Annotated in this window: 9 protein-coding genes and 1 pseudogene; 6 read left to right on the top strand and 4 right to left on the bottom strand. The window is 69.6% G+C overall.

The window, feature by feature from the left end; all coding sequences use genetic code 11:
- Positions 1–16 precede the first annotated feature (16 nt).
- The gene (locus ACZ52R_RS41220) at positions 17–430 is read right to left on the bottom strand and encodes a DUF4259 domain-containing protein (protein ID WP_465755345.1); all 414 of its coding nucleotides are present in this window, start codon (positions 428–430) and stop codon (positions 17–19) included.
- Positions 427–7,599: a polymorphic toxin-type HINT domain-containing protein gene (locus ACZ52R_RS41215; protein WP_465755344.1), complete on the bottom strand. Its 7,173-nt coding sequence runs from the start codon at positions 7,597–7,599 to the stop codon at positions 427–429. The genes ACZ52R_RS41220 and ACZ52R_RS41215 overlap by 4 nt, the downstream gene beginning before the upstream one ends.
- Before the next feature lie 344 nt (positions 7,600–7,943).
- Here ACZ52R_RS41215 and ACZ52R_RS41210 point away from each other — a divergent pair, with 344 nt between their 5' ends.
- Both ACZ52R_RS41210 and ACZ52R_RS41205 read left to right on the top strand, forming a co-directional pair.
- On the top strand, positions 7,944–11,756 hold the full coding sequence (locus ACZ52R_RS41210) for a ricin-type beta-trefoil lectin domain protein (RefSeq protein WP_465755343.1): 3,813 nt from the start codon (positions 7,944–7,946) through the stop codon (positions 11,754–11,756).
- 108 nt (positions 11,757–11,864) lie between these two features.
- The gene (locus ACZ52R_RS41205) at positions 11,865–12,575 is read left to right on the top strand and encodes a DUF4328 domain-containing protein (RefSeq protein WP_465755342.1); all 711 of its coding nucleotides are present in this window, start codon (positions 11,865–11,867) and stop codon (positions 12,573–12,575) included.
- Between the two features lie 340 nt (positions 12,576–12,915).
- Here ACZ52R_RS41205 and ACZ52R_RS41200 read toward each other — a convergent pair whose 3' ends face one another.
- Positions 12,916–13,419 (bottom strand): hypothetical protein, encoded by a 504-nt coding sequence (locus ACZ52R_RS41200; protein WP_465755341.1) that lies wholly within the window; start codon positions 13,417–13,419, stop codon positions 12,916–12,918.
- A 980-nt stretch (positions 13,420–14,399) separates the two neighbouring features.
- Between ACZ52R_RS41200 and ACZ52R_RS41195 the strand changes: the two genes are divergently transcribed.
- Entirely contained in the window at positions 14,400–15,194 is a 795-nt protein-coding gene (locus ACZ52R_RS41195; protein ID WP_465755340.1) for a hypothetical protein, read from the top strand.
- Between the two features lie 156 nt (positions 15,195–15,350).
- Here the strand turns inward: ACZ52R_RS41195 and ACZ52R_RS41190 are convergent, their stop codons facing one another.
- Positions 15,351–15,710: a hypothetical protein gene (locus ACZ52R_RS41190; RefSeq protein WP_465755339.1), complete on the bottom strand. Its 360-nt coding sequence runs from the start codon at positions 15,708–15,710 to the stop codon at positions 15,351–15,353.
- A gap of 526 nt (positions 15,711–16,236) precedes the next feature.
- Here ACZ52R_RS41190 and ACZ52R_RS41185 point away from each other — a divergent pair.
- The 3 genes and pseudogenes from ACZ52R_RS41185 to ACZ52R_RS41175 form a co-directional block, all read left to right on the top strand.
- Positions 16,237–16,803: pseudogene (locus ACZ52R_RS41185) on the top strand (hypothetical protein); the annotation flags it as partial.
- Between the two features lie 17 nt (positions 16,804–16,820).
- A complete protein-coding gene (locus tag ACZ52R_RS41180) occupies positions 16,821–16,997 on the top strand; it encodes a NucA/NucB deoxyribonuclease domain-containing protein (protein ID WP_465755338.1) in 177 nt (58 codons plus the stop codon).
- A complete protein-coding gene (locus ACZ52R_RS41175) occupies positions 16,997–17,506 on the top strand; it encodes a hypothetical protein (protein WP_465755337.1) in 510 nt (169 codons plus the stop codon). Before ACZ52R_RS41180 ends, ACZ52R_RS41175 begins: the two co-directional genes overlap by 1 nt.
- Positions 17,507–17,616: the final 110 nt, after the last annotated feature.

The raw sequence follows: 17,616 nt of genomic DNA, 5'->3' as shown, positions 1-17,616 counted from the left end.
GAGGAAATGAGAATACCTACGCCGTATTCTCCAGGCTCGAAATGATGGCCTCTACACCCTCTCTCCATTCCTCTCCTCGTCCGCCATCAACCCAGAGCTCGTAGATTTCCGAGTCAGCTGCAAGGGTCCGCCTCAGCGCCAAGATAGCCATGCCTGGCATATCCTGTTCAATCTCTGGGATCAGGCCACTCAGGCCGTTGAATTCAAGGACTTCAGTTTCGCCCTGAATTCTCGCCAAAATCACGGCTGCGGCAGCCACTGCCTCCTCGGCATAGTCCTTCTCAAGGTATTCGCCAGCCGCCAACTGTCCCACAGTTGCGAACGCAGATCTCAGCACGTCAAGCGCACCGTCGCGACCTGCCTCCCTCACGGCATAGCAGAGATCTCCGGCGCCGTCGTTTTCAAACGGCCCAACTCCGGAAGCACTCATTCTGACCTCCCGCTCCACTGTTCCAAGAAGTCCCTAGCGGCCTGCAGGTATTGCGGACGTCGCGGATTGCTCAATCTGATGGCCATTTGCCCAGCAAGCTTCGGCGTGAACCATCGCTCCGCCATCTCCTCCAGCCCCCTTCTGGCCGCCCTCTCATCCGTACGATAGAGCACCACGCCCTTGAGGTCCGGGTACGTCCTCGCGTGAGTAGCCAGACGATCTGCCAAATTCGTGGCCATGCCCGTCCGCTGCACCTCACCACTCTCGGAGACCAATGCGTAGATGCCGCCCTTTGCATTCGGATCGCCAATCGGCTGGTGTGAATCACTGAGAAGACCTGGAGTGCCTTCCCCGCAATTGTGAACCAGGACCGGCGTCGCCCCCGCGAGCACATAGTACGTGTGGATGTCTGCGACCGTCAGGTCGTAGGCGGGCTGCGGAGCGGTGTCGTAGTTTCGCACCTCCCGAACGACAAGGGTTTGGCCACTCGCGGTACGGACTTCGTCTCCCTGGCGCAGCTCCGAGGCTGCGGTCCAGCGGTGAGTGGTTTCGTCCCAGAACGGGTGGTGCTGAGTGCTAGTAAGGCTCTCTATCTTCTCCGTAGAGTGGCCGGAGTCCCTGGCCTGCAGGGCCAGGTCGGTGAACTGTTCGTCGTCCGGGGTTCGGATCGTTCGGATAACGGGCTTTGGCTCGGTGGTCCCGGTTGCTGGGTCCGTTGCCTGGACCTGGTCGCCAACCTGGAGGTCCTCGATGGCTCGGGTTGTGCCGTCTGCCAGGAGGACTTGGGTGCCGGGTAGGAAGCTGTGGGCAGCGTTAGCAAGGCTGGCGATGCTGCAGGCCGCGCCTGCGGTGTTCTCGGCTGCTTGCTCGGCCTTCTCCGTTTCGCTGGCGGCCTTCGCGGCCTTGCCCAGGATCTTCCCGCCCGTGGCCGCGAGGCGTTCTCCGGGAAGGAGGCCGGCCAGGTTTTCGGCGGCGCTCAGGTAGTTGCCGTCGCGGATGTCCTTGGCGGCGTCGACAGCGGCGCCTGCGGGGGTGAAGTCCGCGGCGAACTTGAGACCCTCCTTGAGGCGTTGCCACTTGCTCTTGTAGCCCCTTCTGATCAGGGACCAGTCGTTGCCGGCGTGGTACTTGTACTCTGAGTTGTTGCCGTACCAGTAGTCGACATTCCAGCCGCCCGTGCTGTTGGGGTGCCAGTCCTCGTGGATGACGTCGTGTTGGGGGCTTTCACAGGTGCCGAATCCGCCGCAGATGCCGTCGGGGTGAAGCCCGCTGGGGTCGCTGAGGTTGACGGGGTTGTTGTTGCTGTAGGCGTAGCCGTTCCATTGCTGGGGGTCGGCTTGGTCGAGGATGGGGTCGGGGTTGATGAAGCGTCCGCGGGTGGGGTCGTATTGGCGGGCGCCGAGGTTGGTGAGTCCGGTGGTGTCGTCCTTGGTGCCGCCGACGAAGCCCTTGGTGCCGGCCCATTGGTTGGTGGTGGGCTGGGTGCCGCGGGGGTTGCCGAAGGGGTCGGTGGGGCGTCGGGTGATGGTCTGGGTGGTGGTGGCGGTGATCTGGACGCTGTTGGTGCCGTGGGGGTCGGCGGCCTGGATGAGGACGGTGCCTCCGCCGATGGCGGCGGTGACGCGGGTGTAGGTCAGGCCGCCGGGGCCGGCGATGGAGCGGACGTTGGTCGTGGAGCCGCTGGCCGTGTCGAGGGTGAGCTCGTCGGTGGGCAGGTTGAGCGTGGTCTTGCCGGGGTTGCGGCGGATGAGCTGGTTGCCGTCGGCGTCGTAGAGGTAGGTGGTGGCGCCGGCCTGGCCGGTTGTGGTGAGGGAGTCGAGCTTGTCCTCGCCGTTCCAGGTCAGGGTGGTGGTGCCGCCGGTGTCGGTGATGGCGGTGGTGTTGCCCTTGGCGTCGTATTGGTAACTGGTCGCCTTGGTGCCCGCGGGTCCGCTGGTGGTGGAGGTGAGCAGGGCGTGGGGGCCGCCGGTTCCGCCGCCGGTGTTGGGGGCGGTGGTGGGGGTGTTGGTGCTCTGGGCGGCTCCGAAGGTCTGGGTGGTGGTGGTGTCGTTGAGGCTGTTGCCGGTGATGTCGTGCTGGACGAGCCCGGTGCGGTTGCCGGTCGCGTCGTAGGTGTAGGTGTTCCAGTAGGCGGCGGGGCCTCCGACGGTGCGTCCGCCAGGACTGGCGGTGGCTGGTGCGTCGTTGTTAATGCAGGCGCCGATGCCGGGGACGGTGGTGGAGCTGCCGGTGCCGTGGACGGTTCCGGAGGTGTCGGTCCAGTCTGCGGTGGTGGTGGTGCCGCCGGTGTCGGTCCAGGCGCCGGTCAGCCGGCTGAGGTGGTCATAGGTGAAGCACTGGGTGTCGGTGGTGGCGGCGTCCTGGATGTCGGTGACCGAGGTGATGCGGCCTGACGGGGTGTAGGTGTAGGAGGTCTGGTCGATGGAGGTGGTGCCGGTCTGACGGTCCAGGAAGGAGTTGATGATCCTCCCGGTGCCCCAGTCGTACTGCTGGGTCGCGACGACCTGCTTGCCGTAGTCGCCGGCGGTCGTGCGCACGGGCCGTGCGAGGGCGTCGTAGGCGACCTGGGCGATGACGGCCTTGCCAAGGCTGGAGGCCCCGGTCAGCAGGCCGGTGATGGTCCGGCCGTAACTGACGGTCTCGGCCGGCAGGCCGCCGGCTGCGGGAATGGCCGTCTTCTTCAGCGATCCGATGACCGGGCTGTAGGTGTTGGCCGTGGTGTACGTGCCGGCGAGCGCTCCCTCGGCCGACGGGATGGTGATGGAGGTGCCCAGCGGCCGGTAGGCGGTGTCGTAGCCGGTGACGGCGTTCGTGTAGGCCGCGCCGCTCGCTCCGCCCACGTAGCGGGTCGAGGACGTGGCCTGGCCCTTGACGAGGGTGTCGTAGCTCCAGGCCGCCAGCTGGTTGGCGGCGGCGACGCTTCCGGTGAAGGAGCCGGTCTTGCGGCCCAGCAGGTCGTAGGTGAAGGCGGTCGTGTTGTTCTTGGCGTCGACGGTGTGGTCGACGCGTGAGTTGGCGTCGTAGAACGTCCGGCTGGTGCCGGTGTCGGGGTCGGACGCCGAGGTCTGGCGTCCGCGCAGGTCGTAGGTGTAGCTCCAGGTGTTGCCGCTGCTCTCGGTCCGCGAGGAGGCCTGGCCCGCCGTGGTGAAGCCGTAGGTGGTGAGGTCCGCGTCTGTGGGGTTGCCGGTCGCGGTCGGCGTCCGGTACTGCCACAGGGCGGTGGTGCGTCCGCGGGCGTCGGTCACGGCCGAGGTCGGCACGGCACCGGCGGGCGGGGTGACGTCGGTGCGGTCGGCGCCGGGGTAGGCGGTGGTGGTGGCCCACTGGAGGTTGCCGTTGGAGCGGAACTCCGAGCGCACGACGCGCCCGCTGCCGTCGTAGGTGTTCCAGGTCTGACCGGGGACCTGCCCGTCGGCTACCGGCAGGAAGATGGACTGGGTCGGGTGGGAGCCCTGCTCGTAGTACGGAGCGGAGGTCTTGATCACCCAGCCGTGACTGTCGTAGACGGTGTCGGTGATCAGGCGCCCGATGGGCTTGGCGTCACTGGTGGCCTGGGTCTGCCGGTGCCGCCCGAGGCCGTCGTAGATCTCGATGCTCGCCGAGTAGGTCACCGCGTCGTCGTTGATCGACTCGGTCGTGATCGCGGAGGGTGCCGTGGTGCCGTTGAGCGCGTAGGTGAACTTGCGGCTCGGCAGTTCCGTGGTCGGCCGGTCGGGCGCCCAGACCGCGGTCAGGCGGCCAAGGGCGTCGTACTGGCTGGTGGTGACGCGGCCGTTGATGTCCGTACTGGTCAGGGGCGAGCCGCGGGCCGGGTCCCGGGTGACGGTGGTGGTCCACCCGGCCCCCATCGGTCCGGTGGTGCGGATCTCGGTCGGCAGCCGGCCCGAGGCCGGGGCCACGGCAATGGTGGTGACGGCTGGGGTGACGGACGGGCCGGTGATCTGCGCGCCGCTGCGGTCGTAGGTCGATCCGTCGGTCGTCGCCATCGTCAGGTTGCGGCCGTACGCATCGAAGGTCGCGCCGCCGTCGTTGACGTAGACGGGGTTGCCGGCCTGGTCGAAGTGGTCCAGGACCTGGCTGCCGGTCGGGTCCCCGCCCGCGCCGGCCTTGGTGAAGGCCTTGCCGTCGTAGAACATCCGCTTGCCGGACAGCGTGTTCGCTGCGGTCGCCGTGCCCGAGCACGGCCCCTGGAAGGCGACCGCTTCGGACACCAGCATCAACTGCTGGGAGTTGTCACTGCTCGCGTAACCGGTCGTGGTGCAGATCTCGGGCGTCGCGGCGCTGCCGTCACCCTTGTCGTCGACCTTGACGACACGGTTGCCCTTGGCCGGCTCGGTGGTGGTGACAACCGTGGTCGTACGCCAGCTGCCGTCCGCGAGACGGGACTTCGCGATCGAGGTGCTCTCGGAGTCCGACAGCCAGGCGTAGAGCCTGGGCGCGCCCGCGCTCTGGGCATGGATCGCGGAGACCTGCTGCTCGTTGTGGGTTGCCCCGGTCACGGCGGTGACCGTGCCGCCTGCCTTGTCGAAGACCTCGGTGGCGACGACAGCTCCGGCCAGCTGGGCGCTGTCGGTGACCGTGCCGCCCAGGGGGCTGGGCACCTGGACGGTGCGCTGGGTCCCGTTGGCAAGGTAGTCGCCGTTCATGCCCCGCAGGTAGGTGACCCGCTGCTGGGTCTTGGGAGCCTCCGCGGTGTCACCACTCCCGGTGGTGGTGATCACCGACTGGTAGCCGCGGAACTGGTCCCACGTGCGGGTCTTCGGGTCGGTGAACTCGGCGTCGCTGCGGTGCCAGGCAGCCCCGCCCTCGTACGTGTACTCGGTGGTCTTACCGACCCCCGGCGTGCTGACGAGGTCCTGCTCCGTGACGACCTTCACCAGGGGCTTGTCGAACCAGTCGTTGACCGGGTCCGGCGAGGACTGACCGGGCAGGTACCACTTGACGGGTATGCAGGCCATCGTGTTGCCGTCCTCGGAGGACGGCATCCGGTTGTTGACCCGCGAGCACTCGGGGTCCCTGTAGATGACGTTGATCCGACCGCCGGTCTCGGTGGTGACCCCCGTGAGGCGCGGGCGCATGAACATCGGCGAGGCCGGGACCAGCCCATCGACGCGGTTGGCACGCATCAAGTACTGGAACTGGACCGCGGGCAGGTCCTTGATCTCCGCCTGGCCGTTGCTCGGCACCCGCTGGACGGAGTCGAGCTGCAGGAGCCGCTTGGTGCCATCACCCGGGTCGGCGAGCTGCTGGTTGAGGTTCCAGGTGTCGACGGTGCGATAGGCGGAGTCGACCATCACCTGCGTGGTGATCGCGGTCAGGCGCTTGGTCGTGAAGAACGTGGGCGCCGAGACCGTGCAGGAGCTGTCGGTGCAGATCTGGTCGATCGGCGTGTCCGGCCAGGCATCGGCGTTGGCCGCCGTGCGCTGGTCCTCCGCGCAGGTGATCGACCCGCTGGCTATGCAGCGCTCCGCCACGGAGAAGGTCACCTTCGACGCCGGGCTCGCCCCGCCCTTGGCCGCCTGCTGCTCGTCCAGGCGCTGGCCGTAGGCGATCTCCTTCAGGTAGCCGGCCCGCTGGTAGTCGGTGAGCACTCCGGCGCCGCCGGTCTGGACGCGGCCGCGCTTGTACTTGTTGCCCTCGGTGGCGTACTTGTACGTGGTCAGGTTGCCGTGCGGGTCGACGACATAGTCGAGCTGCCAGCGCCATCCCATCTGGCACCACGAGTTGTTGCCGCTACCGGCGTTGTAGCAGGGGTCGCCGCTGTTCGGCGAGTACACCGGCACGGTCAGCACCGAGTTCGCGGCCGGGTCGCTCCCGTCGCCGCCGGGCAGGTGGTTGAGGCCGAAGTAGTACTGGACTCCGTCCGGCGTGGTGACCCGCCAGTACTCCATGCCCTGGTAGTCGACGTCACCGGCGGCCTTCGGAGCACCGGTGAGCTGCTCGACCTTGGTGCCGTCGTCGACCGCGAGATGCCAGCTGCCGTTCGTGTCGTCGCGCACGATCGCGCCGGAGCGGCCGCCCAGGGAGAGCGAGGCGTTCTGTCCGCCCCAGCACTGGTCGGGCGAGCCCGTGATCCCGGCCTTGTCGCAGCCGCGGTAGGACCGCTCGATGAAGCCGGGCTCGTAGCCCCAGCCGTCACCGACCCACGAGGGCTGGGCGTTCGTGGCGGACGTCTTGCCGTCCACGTCCGCCGAGTTGTAGCCCAGCGCCACGGTGGGGGCGGCCCCGCCGATCGCCGGCGGAAGCTGAATCGGGTAGCTGTACGCGAAGCTGCCCGTGTTCGAGCCCGCCGTCCAGTCCGACGACGACGAGAGCGACGTCGCGGTGTAGTTCCCCATGGCCCCCGACGGCGACGATGCCACAGCGAGAACCACCGGGCTCCCGCCGGTCCCCGTACTGTCGGCGGCCGGCGTCACCGCAGCGTCCTGACGCGTGGTGTACGACGCCTTCACCGCACCGGTGCGCGTGCTGTCAGGCGCCGCAGCGGGGGCCGCCGACGGGAGAGCGACATCCGCGGTGACGGTGCCGGTGCCGTCGGTCTTCGCCGTCACCGGCGTCTGCGTCCGGCACTCGGAGCGTTCCGGTGTCGTCAGCGAGCATGCCGGCAGTGCGACGAGCTGCGCGCGGTCCGACCAGCCGCCGGCCTGCAGGGCCTTCAGGTCGAGGGTGACGCGGGCCTCGCGGCCGCTGCCCCCGGTCTGCGCCTGAGCGTCCTTGAGCGAGATCAGGGGCCCGCTGACGCCTGCGGCCTTGCCCTTGTCCTGCCCTGCTACCTCGACGGTGACGGTGTGTGCGCTCTCCCCGGTGCCGGTGCCGGGCGCGACCCGGACAGCCAGGTTCCCGGCCTTGGAGCCGCTCTGGCCGCCGGAGGCGGGCGATGCCCCGCCGGTGGCCTTGCGGGCGGCTTCGGCCTCGGCGCTGTCAGCCCCGACGACGACCGTCGCCGTGCCCGTGACGACGGGCGCCGCGACCTGCGGCTTCCAATCGGCGGCCTTGCCGGCCGGCTTGGCGCCCGGGGATTTGGCGTCGTGTCCCTTGACCGAGACGCCCGTGCTTCCCAGGGGGGTGTTGGGGGGCGTCCAGACTTCGCCCTCCGGCTGGGGGTAGGTCCATGCCACCGCCGGCGGCACGGTCACCCCGGTCAGTGCGAGCGCGACCGCGGCTGCCACCGCCGGTGACCGCCACCGCCCGCCTATTCGTCTCCCAGCCCGTTTCCGGGCAGGCCAAACCACCACGTGGTCTCTCCTCCATCATTGTCGACACAGCGTCATATGGGCATGGCTGTGTCACGATCGAGGTGACGATATGTGAGCCGACGATCACATCGCCAGGCCGCCCTATGCCGCATATGAGATGTTTATAAAGTCTTGATCTGATGATCCATCGCTTATCCGGACATGTCGGCCCAATCCGGCGGCCAGGTTGACCAAGCCGCAGGTCAGGCCGCATCGTTCCCACCCGAAACGCTCCCCTTCGAGGAGTGGCCAATCGGGAGGGACCTCACCACTTCGCCATGTCCAGCACCCCACGCACCATCACACACACACCACCGGCACCAGCCATACGCAGGCGCCTGCTCGCGCTGACCTCGCTCGGCACAGGCTGTGCACTCGGCCTGGCCCTGCTCAGCGCGCCGGCTGCGCTCGCAGCCGACACCGCCCCCACCCCGCCGGTCCACGGGCCCGCGGGCGGCGTGAAGTTCCCCGCCCCCACCTCGCCCGCACCGGCCCGCACCCCCGAGCAGCAGGCGATGCTGGACGCGATCGCCAAGGCCAGGTCGACCGGCAAGCCGGTCGCAGTCGAGACGCTGACCAACGAGCTCTCCACCACGGTCGCCAACCCGAACGGCACTCTGACCACCACCGACAACGCCCAGGCCGTGCGGACCAAGCGCAGCGGTGCCTGGACGGGCATCGATCCGACGCTGCGGGCCAACGGCAACGGAACGCTCAGCCCGGCGGTGGCCACGACCGGGCTGACGTTCTCGGGCGGCGGGGCGGGCCCGATGGCGACCGTGACCACCGATGACGGCAAGAGTCTGGCGGTGAACGCACCGTTCCCGCTGCCGAAGCCGACGGTGGCCGGTGCCAGTGCCACCTACGCCAATGTCCTTCCCGGGGTGGATCTGCAGCTGACCGCGCTGCCCCAAGGCGGCTGGCGGGACGTCATCGTCGTACGGACCAAGGAGGCCGCCGAGAGCGCTGCGCTGAAGTCCCTGACCTTCCCGGTCTCCGCGCAGGGCCTGTCGATCGCGGCCGACCAGTCGGGTGCGATCAGCGTCAAGGACGACAAGGGCGCCACGCGCTTCCGGGCCCCGGCTCCCCTGCAGTGGGACTCCAGTAAGCCCGCGGCGACAGCCACTGCCACGAGTGCTGCCCGTGCCTCCAGGTCGGAGCAGCGCTCGGCGCTGGAGGCCCCGCCCGGGCCGGCGCCTGCGCCTTCGGGGGCTCCGGCCGGGATCCCTTCGAGCGCCGAGGAGCCGGGTGACGGCGCGAACGTCGCCGTCATCGGCACCAAGGTCACCCCGTCGGCGATCGAGCTGACGCCGGACCAGGACGCGCTGGGATCGGGGGACGGGCCCTGGTTCCTCGACCCCGCCTTCGTCGCGGCCACCAGTTACACCCAGGGCTCCGTCGAGGTCCAGGAGAACCACAAGAGCGCCAAGAACTACAACCTGAAGTCCAACGTCGCCACCGGCTACTGCGGCTACCACAGCAGCGACCCCAGCATCGACTGCGGCAGCGAGGGGCGCCAGCGCGCGTACTTCCAGTTCGGCATCAACCCCGCCATCTACACGATCCCCCAGGGCGCCGCCTCCGCCCCGACCATCCTCGGCGCCGCCTTCAATGGCCAGGTCACCGCCGCCTCCAACATGGCGACCGACACCCCGTTCGTCATCTACTCCGGTCCGCCGGGCAAGACCATCGGCACCGACACCAACTGGTACGCACAGCCCTGCGGCGACAACGGAAACGTCGTCATGGACGGGTGCACGCCCGTCAACGGGCAGCGGCTCACCGGAACGGGCCCGCTGGCCATCGACGTGACCGACACCATGAAGCGCGCCGCCACGGAGAAGTGGCAGACCTGGACGGTCGGCATCGCGCCGCAGGCCTCCGAGTGGGACAAGAACTACCGCCACTACCTGGCGAACAACCCCTCCATCACCACCACCTACGACATCACGCCCACCATCTGGTACCCGCGCACCACCCCCGCCCCGGGCTTCGCGTCCACCAACAGCGCGGCGGAGTGCACCAGCGGCGGCGCCAACCCGTGGGACAACCCCGGCTGGGTCGGCAGCAACCAGGAGATCTACCTCACCGCCAACAGCTGGTCGCCCACCGGCCAGAACCTGTACACCGGCTACCAGCTGTGGGACGACAACGACCCCAACTTCGGCGCCGCGGTCGGTGGCTGGGGCGGCAGCTACAACGATCCGGGCCCGACTGCGGGCGTGGGATCGCTGGCTGACGGCCACCAGTACGGCTGGGTCGCACGCGCCGACGACACCACCCTCACCTCGCCCAACAGTGCCTGGTGCTACTTCCGCGTCGACAAGACCAACCCCCGCGTAAGCATCAAGTCGACCGACTTCCCGCCGTCCGGCACCCCCAACCCCACCCCGGCCAAGTACGTCAACGACCAGGGCACCTTCACCATCAACGCCGACGACCCCGCCCCCGGCGCCGGCCTGCAGGCCTCCGGCGTCGCCTGCATCCGCGTGAGCAGCGACCCGACCCCGGCCGTCGGATGGAAGTGCGGCCAGGACACCCTGGCCCCGGGGCAGCCCTACACGTACAAGCCCAGGGACTGGGGCACCAACACCCTGTACGCGTGGGCCATGGACAACGCCGGCAACTACAGCCAGCCGGCCGTCTACAACTTCTACGTCCCGTGGAAGCCCGACACCCAGCCGCTGTTCGGCGACGTCGACAACGACCAGAAGCCCGACATGGTCACCGTCGACAAGAACGGCGACCTGCGCGTCATCGGCGGCACCACCGACCCCACCACCTCCCTCGCCGCCCCGGCCGCCGCCGCTCCTGGTAACCAGGACTCCGGGAGCACCTGGGCCGACTACCAGATCAGCCACCACGGCACGTTCGCCGTGGGCCAGGCCGTCGACGAGGTCCTCGCCCACTACAGCAAGGACACCACGTCCAAGCTCCGCGAGGCCCTCTACCTGATCCCCAACAGCGGCACCGGGCGCTTCGACAACCTCACCCCCGTCGCCCTCAACCGGCCCGCCTGCACCACCTACCTGACCGGTGCGGCCTGCCCGGGCTACAACCAGGGCAACTGGAGCGGTGCCTCACAGGTCCTCGCGATCGGCACACCGGAGGGCGAGGCCGTCGGCGGTGAGCCGGGCAACGCGAACCACAAGGTCATCATGACCCAGACCTCCATCCTGTCCCTGGAGAACAACAGCCTCTACCTCTTCCAGCCCAACGGTCTTCTCGATGCCCTCGACGCCGCCACCTACCTGCCCGCCGCCTCCGGCAGCTGGGCCGACCTGGAACTGATAAACCCGGGCGCGGCCAACGGGGCGACCGTCGTCCCCGGTACCACCGACCCCACCAGCCAGACCACCATCTGGGCACGCAACCGCACCACCGGCGACCTCTACGCCTACCCGCTGGGCTGGAACGCCGACGGGACCGTCGACTACACCGCCCTCACCAAGCCCGACCAAGGGATCAAGCTCGCCGTCGGCCAGGCGCTGAAGGCGGCCGACTACCCCCGCATCGGCGCCGGCGACCTCAACAACGACGGCACGCCCGACCTGTGGGCCATGGACAGCGCCAACTCGATCTCCATCTACCGCGGCAAGAGCAGCACCGGCGTCAAGGGCAAGGTCGACGCCTTCGACGCCGCGGCCTTCGCCGGCTTCTCCGACTCCAGCGTCACCGTCCACCCCCAGCTCGTCGACTGGCAGTGCATGGACTCCATCGGCGGCCCCAACGAAGGCACCGACGTCGCCGTCTACGCCTGCTGGCAGACCATCAACCAGCGCTTCAACTTCGCCATCGACGGCACCATCCGCTCCGGCAGCTGGTGCGTCTCCACCAAGGGCAACGCCCTCACCAACGGAACCGGCCTGATGCTCTCCCGCTGCGTCGGCAACACCGGCCAGAAATGGGCCGTCCGACCAGACGGCCGCATCTACCTGCCCGCCACCGTCACCGCCGACAACCCCGCAGGCCGCTGCCTCGAACTGCCCGAATGGCACACCGAACAAGGCACCCGCCTCGACATCTGGGACTGCCCCAGCCTGCAGGCCAACCAGCAGTGGAACCTCACCTACGAAAAGCACAAGCCCTGAACCACACCGTCACCACCTGACCAACCGTGACGGCGGGGGCTGCGGGGCACGCCCCGCAGCCCCCGCCGTCACGGCCCTCTCCCGATCCGGACCTGGAGCCCCCCGCCGATGACTTCGCCAGCCGCTTACCACCCGCCACGGCCGACCGCCACCGCCGCCACCATCCTGCTCATGGTGACCGGTGCCGCCACGCTGTTCTCCCTCGTCGCCGGCATGCGCCTCTACGGAGCAGCCGGGGAGCTTCCCGCCGACGTCACGCTCGCCACATCCGACAGCACCGCGTTCACCGACGCGCAGGAGCTCTACCGTCACGCGAGCCAGCTCCACCTCGTGGCCCTGCTGGCCTCGGCGGTCACCTTCATCCTCTGGTTCCACCGGGTACGGGTGAACGCCGAGCGATTCAACCCCCACGGCCACAGACTCAAGCGCGGATGGGCGATCGGCGCCTGGTTCACCCCCGTCGCAGCCCTGTGGCTCCCCCGGCAGATCGCCGCCGACACCTGGCAGGCCAGCACTCCCCCCGACGAATCCGGAGTACGCCCCCCGATCTCTCCCAACCTCCTCAACCTCTGGTGGGGCACCCTCTGGGCCACCATCGTGATCGGCCGACTCGGCGCCAACTTCTACGGCCAGGCCCACTACCCGGACTCCTACCAGGAAGCGCTCGGATGGCTGACCGCCTCCGACCTGCTGGAACTCGCAGCCGCCGTCCTCGCCGTCCTGGTCGTGCGGAAGCTGACGGCCCTCCAGGAACAGCGCGCCACCGAGTCCGCCACCCGTGCCTTCGGAACCTCCGCCCAGACGACGCTCAACCGCTGAGGAGCGGTTTCCCCTGACACGACCGAGGCCGTGCCTTCCTCCGACCAGGGAAGACACGGCCTCGACGCATCAGCCGGGCGACTGGGGACCCGCCGCGCAGCCCCCGCCCCCGGACGTCGGGCTCAGCGCCGACCACACCTGCCGCGACCCACCACCGAGCACCCCGAATACTGCTCCAGGCGCCAACCGCTCCGGCAGCTGAAACACCCTCGCCGGGCCCAGAGCGCTCGGTGACGGAACCGGCCAGAACCTCCCGCCACACCGGCACCGGACGACACCCGCCGGCACCGGTCGCTTGTCGACAGAGGCACCGCCGTGGGAGCGGAGACCGGGACAACCCCTACCGGACCTCCCCGGACCGCTGGCCGGGGATACGGGAGACGATCGTGCTCAGAGCCCCGGAGTAGGTGGTCCCCAGGGCACTGACCGTCCCGGGAAACGGGCCGGGGCCGTGGCGCAGGGCGCTGACGTAGTTCTCCGGCAGCAGAACACGGTCACCGACCTCCAGCCGGCCCGGGCCGGTCCAGCGGTAGCCGTAGCCGTCCACCGTCACCGCCTGCGCTCCGCGGTCCTCGAACCGGCGCTGCTGAGCGTCGAGCTGCTCTTCCAGCGTCTTGACCCTCCGCTCCAGGTACTCGCTGTGGAGCTTGGCCGAGCCATCGGCGGATTCGAGGCCTTGGGCGTATCCGTCACGGTGTCCTCGCTCATAGGCGTCGAGGAGTTGCTTCTCCAGGTCGGTGGTGTGCAGTTTGCAGGCGAAGGCACGACCATAGACCTGGGACTTGCACGGTGTCCCGGCCTTGGTGGGCCTGGCGCAGGGGCGGGGGTGCTGCTGATCGAACACGAGGTCCTCCCGAGGTGCTGCCGGGGCCCGGGCGCCGTGCGCCGTCGTCCTCGCCGCATCCCGCGCCCCCTGTGCCGTGAGGATCCTCATCCTGCCCTGCCAGGCCGGTGCCGCGGGCGCGATCTGGCAACATCGATGGAGTTCCAGGCCTCCGTTGGCAACCTAATTCTGCGGTGCTCTCCAGATCACCGGATCTGCGGGCTGTGCATGGCTGCAGACCAGCCGCAACAGCCGCGGTGAGCCCCGGCAACGTGCCCGGGCGGCGGGCCGGACGGCGGTGAGCGGGGCGAAAGGAGCAGCACGGCAGCTTGGCAGCCCGGACTACCGGGCGGCACGGGGCAGGCAGCAGAGTGGACAGGCCGGGCGCGCGGGGCGGCGGGGCGCAGCGGGACGGAGGCAAGCGGGGACGGAGGCGACCAGGGCGCCGGGGACGAGGGAGCGGGGCGCCAAGGCGCCCGGGACCGCTGCCCCGGCCCGTGTACCGATCGCGCAGTTCCCGCAGCGGATTGCGGCCCCGGACGTCAGTGTGAGGACCGCCCCGGGACCCCGGCCGACCAGTAGTACCCGCCGTGTGGATGCTCCTGGGCATCGGTGGAGATCGCGGGCACGTCGGCGGCGGTGCGGAGCGGTGGGCGGTCCGGAAGCGGTGACGGCGCCTGAGGGCCGTTTCGCTGAGCTGGGTCGAAGGCGGGTGCGGTGCTGTGGTGGCAGGGCCAGGAAGGAGGGGGTCCCGGGCGAGCGTGCCCACCATCGGGCGCCACGTCCATGCGAGGACGGTCGACCGCGACACCGAATGCCTTCCCCCGGTCCGGCGTATCTGCGCCGGGGCACTCCCGGGAGACGTGTGTACGATCCTGCGACGCGCCCAATGCCCGGCTGTGTCACGTCACCTCCGTCGGAGAGCGGGCCACCGCGAAAGCGCTGGAACCGTGGTGGCATCGGGTCGGACAGCCCTTGTCCTCGAACGTGGAGTTGGTCGAATGCCGTCAGCGGGGCGCCGCGAGGCCCTCATCTCCGTGTGCGCCGTCGTCGCCCTGGCGGCTCTGTCCCCAGTGGTGCGCTACGCCGCGGACCACGAGCCCAGAGCTGACGCGGGGCTGTTCAGCCAGGTGCTCCTCAGCGCCGACGGCCGCACCCTTACGGCACCGGTCATATGGACACCGTGTCAGGAGGCCGAACCGCGGCTGTTCGCACGCGAGACGCCGCAGACGGTCGCCGCGGATCTGCAAACCGGGCGCACCGTGGACCAGACCCACGAGTGCCCTTCGGCCGACCGGCTGGTCGGCCTCACACTCCACGCCCCTCTGGGGAACAGACAGCTGTCGGAGGCCAACACGGGTAAGCCCTTCGTCCCGTTCCCCGCCGCCCGGCTCGCCCGCGTCGGCTACCTCCCCCGGGGCTTCACCGCGATATCGGACGTGCCACAGGTCTTCGGCTCCGTGGCCGGACCATGGACTCCCAATCCGTACAACCGCAGCGACACCGTGCCCTCCTGGAGCCGTTACTACGCGGCCGCTGGCAGGCCCTCGCTGAGCATCACCCAAGTCCTCCCCGCAGCTGGCGGCACCCAGGACCCGGCGCCGGGCGCACCCAGCGGTGGACCGATGTCCGTCAACGGCCACAGTGCGGCCCTCGTGTGCGACACGGATATCGAACGCGCCCTCACCTGGTCGGACGGCGTCAGCACCTTCACCGTGGTGAGCGTCGACCCGCACCACGCCGCACTGTCGCCCGACGAACTTCGTCGGGTGGCCGAAGGCCTGCGGAACCCCTGAGCGCGCGAGGAACCCGCGTCCGTCCTCAGCCTCGGCACCGCGAGCAACGGCGGCATCCGGTACCCGACCGCGGTGCCCAGGCGCAGCGCCAGCCGGACGGCGGGTCGGCGCGTGGGACGGGACCGGCGGGTCGGCCCGGTGGCGCGCCCCGAGGGGTCAGCGGTCGCCTGAAGCCTTCACGGTGGCGTCGCGGCCGCCGTCGGTCAGCTGCGCCCACCGCTCGTACTCCTGGCAAACATAGGGCCGGGCCGATGCCTGCCATGCGGGCGAGCCGGGCCCGGCCGGGCCCAGGACGAAGCGGCCGTCGGCCAGGTCGAAGGCCAGCAGCTCGTACGCGGTGCTCGCGGCCTCGGCGATCTCGTGCTCGTCGCGGCTGCGCAGTGCCAGGCGGTCGGCGAGCGCGGCCCGGCGCAGCCGGGCCGGCCCGGGCCTCGGGCCGGCCCGGGCCTCGGGCCGGCTGCGTGCGGCTCGCGCGGCTGCTGGGCGGCGGCACTGAGTAGCTGGTGCTTGCTGCATCGCCCTGCGGGCCTGGGGGCGGATCGCTGCTGTGCCGGGGAAGTGAGGCAGTGTCAGTTGGTCTTGAACCGTTGGCGCAGTCCGGGCCGTGCTATCTGGATGGACGGCGGACGATGCCGTCGGGGCTCTTGGTGAGGCATGTAGGCCGACGGGTGATCGGCGGGCTGGCCGCTCTGGTCAGCGCTGCCGTGCTGCTCAGTGTGGCGGGCAGCGCGCAGGCGGCGGGCACGGGCGTGCAGGGGGCCGGCGCCGGGCCTGTGGTGCAGGCGGCCGGCAGTGCGCAGGCGGGTGCCGGTGGGACGACGCTGTGCGGTGGCGGGGTGGGCAGCTGCGGGGACGCTGCGCATGCTCCGCCGGGGAGTACGAGGCCGGCGGTTGGTCTCGCGGCGTCTGCGGCTCCGGGACCGCGTCAGGGTGCGATCCCGTCGTGGTGCACCAGTGCGTGGGAGGTCAACCGGACCGAGGCCTGCTACACGCAGACGAGCCAGTGGGAGATGACCGATCAGCACGGTACGCCGGTCGGGGGATGACGTACACGGTCACCAACTACCTGAAGGCCGATCCGAAGAGCACGCAGGTCTACGGCTACTTCCAGGTCGACTTCCCCTACGTGTGGGGCCAGGCCGCCGGCGCCGACTTCACCTACACGACCGGCTGCACCAGCGTGACCTGCAAGCCGCTCTCGTTCTACAACGGGGGGCTGATCAGGCAGGGGGCCTCCTTCTACTCCAACGATGCCTACACCGACAGCCTGCCGGCTTCCCTGGTGGACAGCGCCGAGGCGACCTACAAGATCACGATCCATCCGCGGGGCGGGAATACGGTCTCCGGGGACTGGAACTCCCCGTTCTTCCGGTGTGACCAGATCGCCAGCTCCACGGCCGGCTGCGTCATGCCGAACGGGCGTCCGGTGACGGACATGCGCTACCTGCCGACGATCTCCGCCGGCATTCGGAAGGTGCAGAGCGCGTCGCTGCACCTGGGCCAGCCGGACAGCCCGAATCCGCTCACCCGGTCCACCTCCGCGACCGTGGAGTCGGACAACCGTAAGGCGGCCTGCCCGGTGCCCGGCGTGCCGAAGCCCACGACCCCCGCCGGTGCCGTGTGGTCGTGCGACGAGTACCCGTTCGCCACGACCCTGGAGGGCGCCGCCAAGACGCCTCCGCCCAACAGCGGCTCCGTCTCTGGGTACCCAAGAGCGAGAACGACAGCCAGGGCGGCACGCTGGGCGCCTTCTACGCGGCCCAGCGCGTGCTGGACGGCGACCAGTTCTACGTGGCGGCGTGATGGACGCCCTCACGATCCAGACCCGGGTATCGCACGGCCAGTTCTGGATCAAGGACCCGGACGCCGAGGTCGCCCTCGACGTCTACACCGGGCTGAACGGCCTGATCCAGACCCGCGGCGGCGAGAACCGCGCCACCATCCTGACCGGCACCGCCTTCGGGAAAATCACACTCACCTACGAGCCCTGCCACACGGAGCCGACACTCCACCTCGACGGATGGGACGACGTGGTCGAGGTCAGCATGACCTTCACCACCCCGCAGGCCGGCTTCGTCGGACACGGCTTCCAAGACGACCCGATCACCAGCCTCCCCAGCCTGTCCGCGGCCGGTGCGGGCTCCTACCGGGTCCGTGTCCACGTCCGGGGCCGGAACGAGGGCCTGGACCTGGAAGACAACTACGGCGACCCGGTGGAGTCCTACCTGGTACAGGCATGGCCGAACCCGGTCACACCGGAGATCCGGCACAAACTGACCGACCGACGCGGCGAACACGTCCGCACAACCTGACAGCAACGGAGCCTCAGCTTGACTCTGTCGGTGATCTTGGTCGCTGGGGTGTCAGCTGACGGCTCGCCAGGAGCGCAGGCGCGGGATGCTGTGCTGGTCGAGGTGGTCCT

It is taken from the genome of Kitasatospora sp. NPDC034023 (assembly GCF_055575795.1).
This window is presented reverse-complemented; position numbering and strand designations above follow the sequence as displayed.

Coding starts and splice junctions, on each gene's coding strand:
- ACZ52R_RS41220 (WP_465755345.1), bottom strand. CDS start 430: ATGAGTGCTTCCGGAGTTGGGCCGTTTGAAAACGACGGCGCCGGAGAT.
- ACZ52R_RS41210 (WP_465755343.1), top strand. CDS start 7,944: ATGTCCAGCACCCCACGCACCATCACACACACACCACCGGCACCAGCC.
- ACZ52R_RS41205 (WP_465755342.1), top strand. CDS start 11,865: ATGACTTCGCCAGCCGCTTACCACCCGCCACGGCCGACCGCCACCGCC.
- ACZ52R_RS41195 (WP_465755340.1), top strand. CDS start 14,400: ATGCCGTCAGCGGGGCGCCGCGAGGCCCTCATCTCCGTGTGCGCCGTC.
- ACZ52R_RS41190 (WP_465755339.1), bottom strand. CDS start 15,710: ATGCAGCAAGCACCAGCTACTCAGTGCCGCCGCCCAGCAGCCGCGCGA.
- ACZ52R_RS41175 (WP_465755337.1), top strand. CDS start 16,997: ATGGACGCCCTCACGATCCAGACCCGGGTATCGCACGGCCAGTTCTGG.